14 protein-coding genes are annotated in these 13,179 nt (G+C 34.3%); 5 read left to right on the forward strand and 9 right to left on the reverse strand.

Features of this window, described 5'->3' with window-relative positions; translation table 11 throughout:
• Positions 1-371: 371 nt before the first annotated feature.
• Positions 372-899, forward strand: coding sequence for a hypothetical protein (locus tag OZP12_RS18055; RefSeq protein ID WP_281226479.1), 528 nt, complete (start codon positions 372-374; stop codon positions 897-899).
• Between the two features lie 102 nt (positions 900-1,001).
• Here the strand turns inward: OZP12_RS18055 and OZP12_RS18060 are convergent, their stop codons facing one another.
• The 9 genes from OZP12_RS18060 to OZP12_RS18100 form a co-directional block, all read right to left on the reverse strand.
• On the reverse strand, positions 1,002-1,814 hold the full coding sequence (locus tag OZP12_RS18060) for a Cof-type HAD-IIB family hydrolase (protein ID WP_281226480.1): 813 nt from the start codon (positions 1,812-1,814) through the stop codon (positions 1,002-1,004).
• A gap of 74 nt (positions 1,815-1,888) precedes the next feature.
• Positions 1,889-2,107: a putative signal transducing protein gene (locus tag OZP12_RS18065; protein ID WP_035637937.1), complete on the reverse strand. Its 219-nt coding sequence runs from the start codon at positions 2,105-2,107 to the stop codon at positions 1,889-1,891.
• Between the two features lie 107 nt (positions 2,108-2,214).
• A complete protein-coding gene (locus tag OZP12_RS18070) occupies positions 2,215-2,943 on the reverse strand; it encodes a DEAD/DEAH box helicase (RefSeq protein WP_281226481.1) in 729 nt (242 codons plus the stop codon).
• Between the two features lie 147 nt (positions 2,944-3,090).
• Positions 3,091-4,254: a sigma-54-dependent transcriptional regulator gene (locus OZP12_RS18075; RefSeq protein WP_281226482.1), complete on the reverse strand. Its 1,164-nt coding sequence runs from the start codon at positions 4,252-4,254 to the stop codon at positions 3,091-3,093.
• A gap of 127 nt (positions 4,255-4,381) precedes the next feature.
• The gene (locus OZP12_RS18080) at positions 4,382-5,698 is read right to left on the reverse strand and encodes an ABC transporter permease (RefSeq protein ID WP_281226483.1); all 1,317 of its coding nucleotides are present in this window, start codon (positions 5,696-5,698) and stop codon (positions 4,382-4,384) included.
• Between the two features lie 40 nt (positions 5,699-5,738).
• The gene (locus tag OZP12_RS18085; RefSeq protein ID WP_281226484.1) at positions 5,739-6,665 is read right to left on the reverse strand and encodes an ABC transporter ATP-binding protein; all 927 of its coding nucleotides are present in this window, start codon (positions 6,663-6,665) and stop codon (positions 5,739-5,741) included.
• Between the two features lie 119 nt (positions 6,666-6,784).
• Complete coding sequence (gene dnaJ / locus OZP12_RS18090; RefSeq protein ID WP_281226485.1) at positions 6,785-7,894, reverse strand: molecular chaperone DnaJ; 1,110 nt, start codon at positions 7,892-7,894, stop codon at positions 6,785-6,787.
• Between the two features lie 129 nt (positions 7,895-8,023).
• Positions 8,024-8,599, reverse strand: a complete 576-nt coding sequence (locus tag OZP12_RS18095) for a nucleotide exchange factor GrpE (RefSeq protein ID WP_281226486.1) — start codon at positions 8,597-8,599, stop codon at positions 8,024-8,026.
• A gap of 319 nt (positions 8,600-8,918) precedes the next feature.
• Positions 8,919-9,371 carry a DUF4442 domain-containing protein gene (locus OZP12_RS18100; protein WP_281226487.1) on the reverse strand — a complete coding sequence of 151 codons (453 nt, stop codon included), beginning with the start codon at positions 9,369-9,371 and terminating at the stop codon, positions 8,919-8,921.
• Positions 9,372-9,694: 323 nt separating this feature from the next.
• Between OZP12_RS18100 and OZP12_RS18105 the strand changes: the two genes are divergently transcribed.
• The 4 genes from OZP12_RS18105 (at position 9,695) to OZP12_RS18120 (ending at position 13,095) form a co-directional block, all read left to right on the forward strand.
• Positions 9,695-10,156 carry a DUF4870 domain-containing protein gene (locus tag OZP12_RS18105; RefSeq protein ID WP_281226488.1) on the forward strand — a complete coding sequence of 154 codons (462 nt, stop codon included), beginning with the start codon at positions 9,695-9,697 and terminating at the stop codon, positions 10,154-10,156.
• 136 nt (positions 10,157-10,292) lie between these two features.
• The gene (locus tag OZP12_RS18110) at positions 10,293-10,622 is read left to right on the forward strand and encodes a PadR family transcriptional regulator (RefSeq protein ID WP_268849245.1); all 330 of its coding nucleotides are present in this window, start codon (positions 10,293-10,295) and stop codon (positions 10,620-10,622) included.
• 5 nt (positions 10,623-10,627) lie between these two features.
• Positions 10,628-12,352, forward strand: coding sequence for a PspC domain-containing protein (locus OZP12_RS18115; RefSeq protein WP_281226489.1), 1,725 nt, complete (start codon positions 10,628-10,630; stop codon positions 12,350-12,352).
• A gap of 2 nt (positions 12,353-12,354) precedes the next feature.
• A complete protein-coding gene (locus OZP12_RS18120) occupies positions 12,355-13,095 on the forward strand; it encodes a head GIN domain-containing protein (protein WP_281226490.1) in 741 nt (246 codons plus the stop codon).
• Positions 13,096-13,179 lie beyond the last annotated feature (84 nt).

Raw genomic sequence — 13,179 nt, forward strand, 5'->3', positions numbered from 1 at the left:
TTCTGCTCCAAAAAAATAATTGAACGCTGTTTTAAAAAAACTTTATTTTTCGTGCCTAGGCTTTGTTTCTATTCATATAAATATTACTTTCACAACTCCAAAAACAACTTAAAACAGTACTATTTTTAGCTTTTAGCAAGCTAAAGCACTATTGTTCTGTGTCTAAATTTCGAAAATCAATTATTTCAAAAAAATTTTCTTTCAAACGAAATAATAAATGATTTTATCAGTTGTATAATGAACTGATAAAGTCATTGGAATTCTAATTCAGAAATGTCTCGATAATTTTCGAAAATCATTCTTTAACAACAATAAATGGGATTACCGAAAACCATAAAGAGTAGGTCAAATAAATAATTAATAACAAAAAAATGAAATCATTCTGCCTCCAAATCTCCCTACTATTCATCGCTTTTTTTGCTCAGGCCCAAACCCCGGCTCCAGCAACGATAGCAACCAAAAACCCTTTTCCTACAATAAGCACTCTGACAGCTTGGGCGAGTTACAATTCTCAGGAAAAATTCAATCTGGATATTAGAGCCCTAGGATTCAAATTTGAAGAAAAATCAATTGAACCCGCTTCAACAGCTTACACTTACATCCGAAAAGTTTTGGTTGACAACGTAAATTATACTGACAGAATTGTTTACAGAATCACAACTGACAATACGGCGAGTATTATTTCGTTAGTTACCGCTTCAACCGATTTGGTCTCTTTTTATACTCCACAATTGGCAGGCTATAAAACCGGAAAATGCGACAACGAAATGTCTAAAGACAAGAAAACTACTTGCACATGTTATGACAATGGTAAATTTGTAATCGACGTTTGCGACGAAAGGGTAAAACTAACAATGGGTGACGGGAACAATTATTTTATTTCGGTTGCAAAAAAATAAAAAACAAACATTCTTGAGATGCACGGTGTAGAGACCCACTGCAGTCCGTCTCTACAGGATGTACGAAAAAACCGTCTATTTGACGGTTTTTTTTATGGTTTATTAATTCAAAATAAAACGTCTAATTACTTCGGCAACACCGTGGTCATTATTCGAAGCTACTATTAAATCGGCTTTGTCTCTCAATTCTGGAGTTACATTGTCCACCCAAACACCCAGACCGGCATACTCAATCATTGTCAAATCATTTCCTGCGTTTCCGACAGCAATAATTTCACTTTGATCAATATCTAATTTCTTTGCTAATTTTTTCAAACTATACGCTTTGTCAATTCCTTGTTGGGCTACTTCAAGGAAAAAAGGTTTCGACATTGACACACTCAAATGAGGCATGGCCGCTTTCAAATCACTTTCTACTTTTTTTAGATAAGATGGCTCTTCTAACAAAATACATTTCACTGCATTTGTTTGAACGGCTTCTTTAAAATTTGTTACCTTATTATGAGCCATACCAGTAATATTTTTTTCAATATCAATAAATTCCGAATCGGTTTCACTAACGATTTCCTCATTTACATAGGTAATGATATGTGTGTTGTTTTTTTGACTATAATCATACAATTCATGAATCTGCTCTTTGCTCAAAGTTTGTTCAAACAGCACTTTATCCTCTTTCAAATCGGTAATTACAGCGCCATTATAAGAAAGCATAAACGAATTATAAAAATCCATTTTCAGTTCTTTGGCATATTCAGTCATTGCCGAAGTTGGCCTTCCAGAAGCCAAAACTACCTTAACCCCTTTTTCCTGGGCTTTAAAAATCATTTCCTTATTCTCATCTGATATCGTATGATCGTCAGTCAACAACGTATCATCCATATCCAAAACAATCATTTTGTATTCTACTTCTTTCATCTATTTTTTTCAATAAAAAAACCTTGATACTTTAAGCCTCAAGGTTTTTCAAAAATTAAAATCATTTAATTTAATTAGATACTCAACCTAAATTCTTCAATAACCGGATTTGCTTTTGCAAAATCCTTTTCTTCAATAAATACCTCAACAGCTGAATCTGAATTTGGAAAACCAGACATTCTAGCCGATTGGATATTATTTTTCACTAAAGTCTCTACACCGGCAGCTTCTATTTTTTCCTGCAAAGCCAATGCCAAAATTTCACTTCCTGAAAAAACTTTCATTAATCCCATGATACTTTTTATTTTAAATTATTGTTTATCTCCAATCATAAAACTAAAAAGCATGAAATTTTTCCGTTACTAATCCAGCTTCCTGTCTTCTGATTTATTTCAAAATTCTATTCTTCTTCCTCATCATCAATTTCTTCTTCCTCTTCAAAATCATCTATATCCTGATTTACTGATTCTTCTTCATCTAAATCTTCCTCATCTTCGTCATACTCGTCTTCATACTCTTCTTCAAAATCAAAAACATAAGGATCAACTAGCATTTTTTCAGCCAAGATTTCAATTCGTTCTGTCAATTGATCCGTAAAAATAATACGTTGTGTTTTGGTTATACTGTTTGAAATTCTCATGATTCTTGGCTCATGACGCAATTTCAAAATCGAATCGGCATCATCAACAATAAACATTCGCAATCTATTCACATTAAATCCAGCCGTACTAAACATATCATTTAATTTAGTTGGCGTCCCAATAAGGACATCAATCCCAGCCGAAATAAAATTTTTATCATAATCCATGTCACCCTTTTCGTGAACCCCATAAACCCTCAAATTGGTGAATTTTCCAAACTTTTCGAAAAGTTCCTCCATTTCAAGAATCTTGGTTTTGTCTTCCACAAATATTAAAGCACGGGGCGATTCCTCACCTTCGCAAACCAATTGCTGAATTACATTAATCACAATAGTTGTTGTTTTTCCAGAATTCTTTGGGGAAACGATAATTGCATCTGCTCCACTTTTTATGGTCGAAAAAGTTTCTTTTTGCATCTCATTAGCTTCCGTCAATCCGCAATCAATTAAGGCTTCCTGCAATACTTGGTTTATTTTTTTAAGCTTCATTTATTTAATTTAAAAAAGAGAAAATTTGAAAAAATCTAAAAAATTAAAAAGAGGACACTTCTGATCTGTTCAAAATCATCTCTTTTTAACTTTGTATTCATATTTTAGATTCTTTCCTTTTTTATATCCTTTTGATTCCTATTTATTTTATTTACTAGCAAAAGCTTTGACATCACTTTCAGAGATTTCATTTCCTCCAAGGATAATCAAACGTTCCACTACATTTCGCAATTCTCTGATATTTCCTGTCCAATCGTATTCTTTCAATAAATTAATCGCTTCATCAGAAAAATGTTTAACCGCATTCCCCTGTTCACTTGCTATTTTGGAAGCAAAATGTTTAATCAATAAAGGAATATCTTCCCTTCTGTCATTTAAGGCAGGAACTTTTATCAAAATAACTGCCAAACGATGGTATAAATCCTCTCTGAAACGACCAGCTTCAATTTCACTTTTTAAGTCTTTATTAGTCGCAGCAATCACACGAACGTCCACTTTTATATCATTATCTGCTCCAACTCTGGTAATGATTCCTTCTTGTAAAGCTCTCAAAACTTTGGCTTGCGCCGATAAACTCATATCCCCAATTTCATCAAGAAAAATGGTTCCTTTATTGGCCACTTCAAATTTTCCGGCACGGTCTTTCACCGCCGATGTAAAAGCGCCTTTTATATGACCAAACAACTCACTCTCTATCAATTCGCCAGGTATGGCAGCACAATTCACTTCGACCATAGGAGCACTCGAACGATCGCTTTTGTCATGTAATTGATGCGCAACTAATTCTTTTCCGGTTCCATTTGGTCCGGTAATCAAAACTCTGGCATCGGTTGTAGCAACTTTATCAATCATGACTTTCACTAGGTTGATTGCTTCGCTATCTCCTACTATATCATATTTTTTACTGACTTTCTTTTTAAGGATTTTGTTCTCAACAGCCAGTTTTTTTCTGTCTAACGCGTTTCGAACCGTATTTAACAATCGGTTCAAATCTGGTGGTTTTGAAATATAATCAAATGCTCCTAAACGCATCGTATTAATCGCCGTTTCCATATCTCCATGACCAGATATCATGACAATAGGAATTTCAGTATCTATTTTTTTTACGGCCTCCAACAATTCAACGCCATCCATTTTTGGCATCTTTATGTCACATAAGACCAAATCATAGTCGTTTTCTTTTATTTTTCCAAGACCTGCGACACCATCTTCGGCAACATCAACTTCATAAGATTCATTTTCTTCGCAAAGTATTTTGGCTAGCACTCTTCTGATAGCTTCTTCGTCTTCGATAATTAGAATTTTACTCATATTTATATTTTAAGAGTCTGAGAATCTAAGTTACTAAGATTCTGAGTTTTTTTTAAGCTTTTGATAAACTAAGTTCATAAAATTCCGAGTGCTCATAAAAATTAGCAATTCAGCTCGTTAAAGACTTTTAATATTTCAACCACTTATATAATTCTTTCCAACTCGGTTTTTTTCCATACATCAAAATTCCAACACGGTAAATTTTGGCAGCAAACCAAACGACACCCAAAAACGTTGAAAATAACAAAGATACGGAAATTGCAATTTGCCACCATGGAACACCGAAAGGAATACGCATTAACATAACAATTGGAGAGGTCAAAGGTATCATCGAGAAAACCACAGCAATTGTCCCATGAGGATCATTGATAACCGTAAAAAAGCCTATGTAAACACTAAGCATCAATGGCATTATGATTGGCAAAAGAAATTGTTGCGAGTCGGTTTGATTATCAACCGCAGCTCCAATTGCAGCATAAAAAGAACTGTATAAAAAGTAACCTCCAATAAAATAAACAATAAAACTAATCAGAATACCGGCGATTGGCAAATTCCATATTTCTTTAAGATACATTTGGGCTGTCCCTGAAAATTCTTGTTGTGCCACATGCATCATTTCAGGAGAAACTTTGGCGGTAGCCCCAATATTCACTCCAAAAAAGGCCGAAGCAGCAAACATCAATGACAAACCGATAAAAGTCCAAATCAAAAATTGCAACAAACCTGCCAGTGATGTTCCGATGATTTTCCCCATCATCAATTGGAAAGGTTTCACCGAAGAAATGATAATCTCTACAATTCGATTGGTTTTTTCTTCGATTACGCTTCGCATTACCATATTCCCATAAATGATGATGAACATCATGATAAGGTAGCCAAAGGCGGCTCCTATGCCAATTTTTATTTCGTTAAGCCCTTTAATACTCTCTTCGCCAGAAGCCTTTGTTAAATTCAAAACCACATTGGCTTGGGCTTTTTTTATTGCCAAAGTATCCAAATGCGCATGTTCCAAATTGTCTTTCGTCAATTTATCGGCAATAATTCTTTGCACTTTTTCGATAAAAACAATACTTGGACTATCATTTGAAACCAATTGTATCTTAGTTTCCAAATCTTTATTGGCAGTTATTTTAGGAACATAAAGCAGGGCTTCATAATTTTCCTTTGTAATACTGTCTTTGAGAACCTGTAGATTAACCCTTGAATAATCAAGGTATTTATAATCACTGTTTTTATTGTTTAAAGCCATAAATTCATTGACAAACAAACCCGATTCGTCATGAATAGCTACAAGCTTAGTATCCGGTTTCATAGAACTCAAATACGCGACAAACCCGGCAATGGCGACAAACAACAACGGACTTAAAAAGGTCATGACAATAAATGACTTATTGCGAACCTTGGCAACAAACTCTCTTTTTATGATTAATGAAATTATACTCATTTTAAATTTTTCGATTTTAGACTTCAGATTTAGGATTTACTTAAACCTGAGATGTCACTGTTTGGATAAAAATATCATTCACACTCGGGATTTTTTCGACAAAATGCATCACCTGACCGCGTTGTGACAAGACATGTAACAATTCGTTCGGAGTAGCATTTCCCAATTGAATTTCTAATTTTATTTCATCATTCAAGGATTTAAAATTGGCTTCACCCACCTTAAATTTTTGTGTTACATCATACATCAAACCTTCCACATTATCCGATAGGATTCCAACTTCGAAACGATTCGTCTTGTGTTTTCTTTTTACATCGATTAACTTTCCTTCAATCAATTTGTTTGATTTATGAATAAGTGCAATGTCATCACACAACTCCTCCACGCTTTCCATTCTGTGGGTAGAAAAAATAATGGTGGCGCCCTCTTCTTTCAATGCCAAAATTTCATCTTTGATGACATTCGCATTTACAGGGTCAAATCCGGAAAAAGGTTCGTCAAAAATCAACAATTTAGGTTTGTGCAAAACGCAAACTACAAATTGTATTTTCTGTGCCATTCCTTTAGACAACTCCTGTATTTTTTTGTTCCACCAGCCTTTGATATCCAGACGATCAAACCAATATTCCAATTGTTTTTTGGCCTCGGCTTTAGACAGTCCTTTCATTTGTGCCAAATACAAACACTGCTCACCCACTTTCATACTGCTGTATAAGCCACGTTCTTCGGGAAGATATCCAATATATTGTACGTGTTTTGGCTGAAGCAGTTCGCCATCAAGAATGATTTTGCCGCTATCGGGCATCGTAATTTGATTGATAATTCGAATTAGTGAAGTTTTCCCTGCTCCATTTGGACCCAAAAGCCCGTAGATACTTCCTTTGGGAACAGTCAATGACACTTCGTTAAGCGCAACATAATCACCATATTGCTTAACTACTTTATTTACTTCAAGAATAGTACTCATGCTATTTTTTTAATTGGCGTAAAAGTAAATAATTTCGAGCCTAAACTCTCTTAATTATCCATTAAAAAACCCATCCTAAACGAATAAAGGATGGGTTTGTATTTTTTTATTTAAAAAAATTAAGAAAACATGTCTTTAACTTTTTCAAAAAATGATTTTTCTGATTTTTCAGGATTTGGTGTAAAGTTGTCATCCGTCAATGCTTTTTCAAAAAACTGTTTTTGTTCTTTGTTCAACGTTTTTGGCGTCCAAACATTTACATGTACCAATAAATCCCCGCTTCCATAACCGTTGATACTAGGAATACCTTTCCCTTTTAATCTTAAGATCTTACCAGATTGAATACCTTCTTCCAGTTTAATCCTTACTTTTCCGTTTACGGCATCAATATCTTTTGAAATTCCAAGAACTGCTTCGGCAAAACTGATGTATAAATCGTAGTGCAGGTTTTCGCCTTCACGTTTTAGGAATTCGTGTTCTATTTCTTCAATAACTACAATCAAATCTCCCGGAACACTGTTGCCCGGAGCATCATTTCCTTTACTGGAAACTTTCAATTGCATACCATCCACAACACCTGCTGGAATTTTGATAGAAACGGTCTCGTCTTCCACAATCATTCCTTGAGAATCGGCATTGTTTGGTTTTTTGTCCAAAATTTGACCAGAACCTCCACAAGTAGGACAAGTCGAAGCCGATTGCATTCTACCCAAAATAGTATTGGTAACTCGCATCACCTGACCTTGACCATTACAAGTCGAACAAGTTTTGTAAGTTACGCCCGGAGCCTGAACTTTACGTTTTACTTTTACTTTTTTCTCAACACCATTGGCAATTTCTTCCAGATTCAATTTTACTTTAATACGCAAATTGCTTCCTTTTGCACGACGAGGGCCACCGCCTCCACCGCCAAATCCACCGAATCCACCACCGAAGATATCTCCAAATTGACTGAAAATATCATCCATGTTCATTCCGCCATGACCTCCGCCAAATCCTCCGGAACCGTCAAATGCCTGATGTCCGTATTGATCATATTTTGCTTTTTTGGCAGGATCACTCAACACTTCATAAGCTTCGGCAGCCAATTTAAAATTTTCTTCTGCCTCTTTGTCGCCAGGATTTTTGTCAGGATGGTATTTCAATGCACTTTTTCTGTATGCCTTTTTAATTTCGGCTGCATCTGCACCTTTTGAAATGCCTAATATTTCGTAAAAATCTTTTTTCATAATATTTTAAAGTAAATTCCAAGATTTTCAAATTGCAAATTCCAACTTAGAAAACTGAGCTTTTTCATTAAAAAGCCCTTAGTTTTATGAATTGAAATTTGTAATTTTTATTTTTAGGATTTTATTTTTTTAGTTACCAATTACCACTTTTGGAAAACGAATAATTTTATCGCCCAGTTTATATCCTTTTTCAAGAACATCCACAACTTTTCCTTTCATCTTCTCTGATGGAGCTGGAATTTGGGTAATTGCTTCAGCAAAATCAGCATTGAATGCATCTCCCGCTTTAACGTCAACTTGTTCTAAACCTTTAGCAACCAATGTTCCTTTTAGTTTTTCGTGAATCAATTCAACACCTTTAGCTAAAGATTCATCTTCTGATTTACTGATTTCAACTATAGCTCTGTCAAAATCGTCCAATATTGGCAACATGGCAAGCAATACTTCCTGATTGGCAGTTTTGAATAATTCTATTCTTTCCTTTGCAGTACGTCTTTTGTAATTTTCAAATTCAGCGAATAATCTCAAAAACTTATCTTTTTCTCTAGCCAAGTCTTGAGTTAATTGCTCTTCAACACTTAATTCTTCAATAATAAGTTGCTCTCCATTTGCATTATTCTCTAATGTCGCGTCATCTAATTCTTGATCGAATTCTGTATTTTCTGTAGTCATATTACTTTTATTTTTAAAAATATTTTTAAACATAGTTTTATCCTTTATTTTGATTGCAAAAGTACTGCCAAAACTTATAAAATGTCAAATTGTCATCTTTTTTTAAAAATAAAATTTTATCAAAACAATTAACTTTCTGTCAATCGAAAAAATTTAATATATTTTTAAGATTGAAATTCTATAGTTTTTTCTATTTTTGGAAACAGATTTTTATTCAATCCCCTAAGAATACAACTCTCAAATCATTGAAAATAAGGTTGTTTTCTATATAATTATTAATTCACTATTGCCTTATATCAAAAAAAGCTTCGTTTAACAGTAAACGAAGCTTTTTTTATTTCAAAAAGTCAGTTTATTTCAACCGAATGCTCCATTCAAAATCCATTTCGGAGACCTGTAGCCCTTCTTCATTAGTCCCTATAGATTTCATCCAAAAAGTTTGTCCTTCGCCATCGGCAATAGTCTTTTGAATTGCATCGTCAATCAAATTGCCGTCTTGACAGACAAAAGTAATGCGACCTGTTGCCTTTTTAGAAAAATTTGACTTATTATTTGCCACCAACATCGATATTTTTTTTCCGCTTTTCGCTATTTTTCCCATCACCATAGCACCAGTTGTCAATTCAGCGGCCATTGCCTGTACAGCAAAATACATTGAATTGAAAGGATTCTGATTGATCCAACGGTGCTTTACCGTTACCACACATTTTTCTTTATCAATAGATTTCACTCTTACCCCACATATAAAAGCCGAAGGTAATTTGAAAAATAGAAAACGGTTTAATTTGGACACTGATATCTCCATACTTTTTTTTGCTAAAATACAAAAATTACTATGCGTACATACAAAGACAACAGATAACTTTCTTAAATTCAAAATTTTACTTTTATGTAAACAATATATTTAAACAGGTTTTTTCATTCAAATTGACCATTATTTGTTAATGAAATGTTAATATATACTACTATGCGATACAAGATACCCTCTTTTAAACATATATTTGCATAAGAAATTACTAGGTAAGTTACTTTTTCAATTTCTGTAATCAATCATCACCCGAGGCGTAGCCGAACTGTTTGGAAGCGCAGCGGAAAAAATCAAAAAACGTAATTAAAAAAATCAAAACAATGGAAACTTCAAACGAAAGAAACATAGCCGCTCTTACTCACTTGAGCACTCTTACCCAATACTTTATTCCTTTTGGAAATTATATTTTCCCGATTATATTTTGGACATCAAAAAAAGACAAATCGGAATTTGTAAACCATAACGGCAAACAAGCGTTGAACTTTCAACTTAGTATTTTGATTTACTCGTTGGTCTTGGCCATTATTGCCATTCCAATATTTTTATACACAGTCTTAAAAAATATCTCTTTTAATGATTTTATAAACCACGTTGATGAAGAGATTATTTTTCAAAAATTTGACTTCAGTAATAGTATCGGGATTTTGACAGTTGCAGTTGTCGCACTATTCATAATAGCCTGTATCAAAGTAGCCGAATTCTTTTTGGTAATCTATGCATCAATAAAGGCATCAAATGGCGAAGAATACAATTATCCGTTTACGATTCCTTTTTTAAAATAAACAGAAATTTTCAATCATCAATACAATCAATCAATCAATCATCATCACCCGAGACGTAGCCGAACTGTTTGGAGCGTAGCGGAAAAAATCAAAAAATGAACAGTTTAATCAACAAATCAACTCAAATTGCAGCATTATGAACATTGAAAACACTAAAGCCCAGATGCGTAAAGGTGTTCTTGAGTTTTGTATCTTATCGGTTTTAAAAGAGAAAGACGCTTATACCTCAGAAATATTAGACACCTTGAAAAACGCTAAATTGTTGGTCGTAGAGGGTACCGTTTATCCGCTCTTGACCCGTTTAAAAAACGATGGATTACTCAACTACCGTTGGGAAGAATCCACATCGGGACCGCCTAGAAAATACTATGGCCTAACCGAAATTGGACATACCTTCCTCAAAGAATTGGATGGCACGTGGACGGAACTGTCTGATGCCGTAAACTTAATAACCAACCAAAAATAAAAGTCATGAACAAAACTGTAAATATAAATTTAGGTGGAATGTTCTTCCATATTGATGAAGATGCATACCAAAAATTAACCCGATATTTTGACGCTATAAAACGTTCACTGTCAAAATCATCAGGACAAGACGAAATTATCAAGGACATTGAAATGAGAGTTTCGGAATTATTGACTGAAAAACAAAAATCTGAAAAACACGTTGTAACCCTGAGAGAAGTAGACGAAGTTATTGCCGTTATGGGACAACCTGAGGACTACATTATTGAAGAAGATGGTCCAACTACAACTAATAGAGATTTTTCAGCACCTAGAACTACCAAAAAATTATACCGTGACAAAGAAAACGGAATGATTGGTGGAGTTGCTACTGGTTTGGGACACTATTTTGGAATTGATCCTGTATGGTTAAAAATTCTGTTCCTTGTATTTGTTATTGCCGGTTTCGGAAGTGGAGTTTTAGTATATATCATCCTTTGGATTGTAACACCTGAAGCAGTTACAACTTCAGAAAAATTAGAAATGACCGGAGAACCGGTAACCATTTCAAACATCGAAAAAAAAGTTCGCGAAGAATTTGACAATGTTTCAGGCAAATTAAAAAATGTTGACTACGACAAATTTGGTAATCAGGTAAAAACCGGAGCCGGAAAAATAGGCAGCGGTTTAGGTGATTTCATCATGACAGTTTTTAAAGTTTTTGCAAAATTCTTGGGTGTACTCTTAATAATGGGAGGCTTGACCATACTGGTTTTACTCTTAATCGGAGTGTTCACATTAGGCACCAGTGTTTCTATGCATTATCCTTGGCAGAGTTTTGTCGAAGCCGGAAACTTGACCGATTATCCTGTTTGGGCATTTGGACTATTAATGTTCCTTGCTGTTGGAATTCCGTTCTTTTTCCTGACTTTATTAGGATTTAAATTATTGGCTCCTAATATGAATTCGATTGGTAACATTGCAAAATACACTTTGTTAGCTGTTTGGTTAATCGCTGTTTCATTAGCTGCTTCAGTTGGAATAAATCAAATGACAGCATTTGCGGTAAGCGGAAGAACAATTCAAAAAGAAACTATTGGGCTAAAAGCAACTGATACACTTTTGATCAAATTCAAACACAATGATTATTATGCCAAAGACATAAATGATCGAAATGAATTTATGATTACAAAAGATTCTTCGGACAACGATATTATTTATTCCAATAACGTTCATATCAAAATCCAAAAATCGGACGAAAAATATGCTTATCTTCAAATCGACAAAGAAGCCAAAGGAAAAAATTTAACAGAAGCCAAAAAAAGATCAGAAGCCATTCGTTACAACTATAAAATTATCGGAAACCAATTAATTTTGGATAATTATTTACTTACGGATTTAAAAAACAAATTCCGTGATCAAGAAGTTGAAATCATCCTTTATTTACCAGAAGGAACCTTGTTTAGAACAGATTCCAGTGTTGAAGATTATGACTGGTCTGATGACGACTTTTTCAACCTACACTTTAGCTCAGACAAATACACTTACAAAGTGGAAGAATCTAAGGTAAAATGTTTGGATTGCCCAGCCGATGAAAACGATCACGACGATATAGAAGACAATGACAATGAAACCAATGTAACTATTACCAAAAATGGAGTTACGATTGAAAGTGATTCGGTTGTTAAAACCAAAAAGGAATTTAAAGAATTGAAAATAAACAAAGACGGAATAATCATCAAAACGGAATAGCCATGATAAAAGTCATCACAATAATCATGAATTTTATAGTCGTTACTTTGGTAGCCCTGCTTTTTGGGTCCTGTAATCAAATAGGAAACATCAATTCCATAACCGGAAGCGGACACGTTACAACCGAAAAAAGAGAAGTTTCGGGAGATTTTAAAAGTGTAAGTGTAAGTAGTGCAATCGACCTTGTAGTTGAACAATCGGACAAAACAGAGATCATTGTAGAAGCCGATGATAATTTGCAAAAAGAAATCATTACAAAAGTTGAAAATGGAGTATTGGTTATTACTTGCAAAAAAGGAAACTTCATCAATGTTTCCTCAAAAAAAGTAACAGTAAAAATGCCTGTTATTGAAGGATTGGAAGCTTCTTCCGCATCAACAATTAACTCAGCAACAACTCTAAAAGGAACCAATCTATCTTTGGCATCATCTAGCGCTGCATCCATTCATGCCACGGTAGAATACGAAACGGTTGAACTAGATGGCAGTAGCGCAAGCAATCAAAACATAAAAGGAAAAGCATTGCAAATTGAAGCAACAACTTCCAGCGCAAGTGTTATCGATGCTACTGATCTATTAGCAAATGAAGTAGTTGCAAGTTCTTCCAGTGGTGGTTCGATTACAGTTCATCCAATCGTAAAATTAAAAGCAGAAGCTTCCAGCGGTGGAAACGTTGCTTATAACGGATCGCCAAAAACGGTTCAAAAAGAAGAAAGTTCTGGTGGAAGTATTCACCAAAATTAAGTTTGCCAACTTAAACCCAGAATCTGCATTAGAAATCTACTGCATCTGTATTTTTCTTCAAAACCAAGTACTTACTCCTATTTT

Origin of the sequence: Flavobacterium aquiphilum (assembly GCF_027111335.1) — a bacterium.
In the GTDB taxonomy this organism is placed as follows: domain Bacteria; phylum Bacteroidota; class Bacteroidia; order Flavobacteriales; family Flavobacteriaceae; genus Flavobacterium; species Flavobacterium aquiphilum.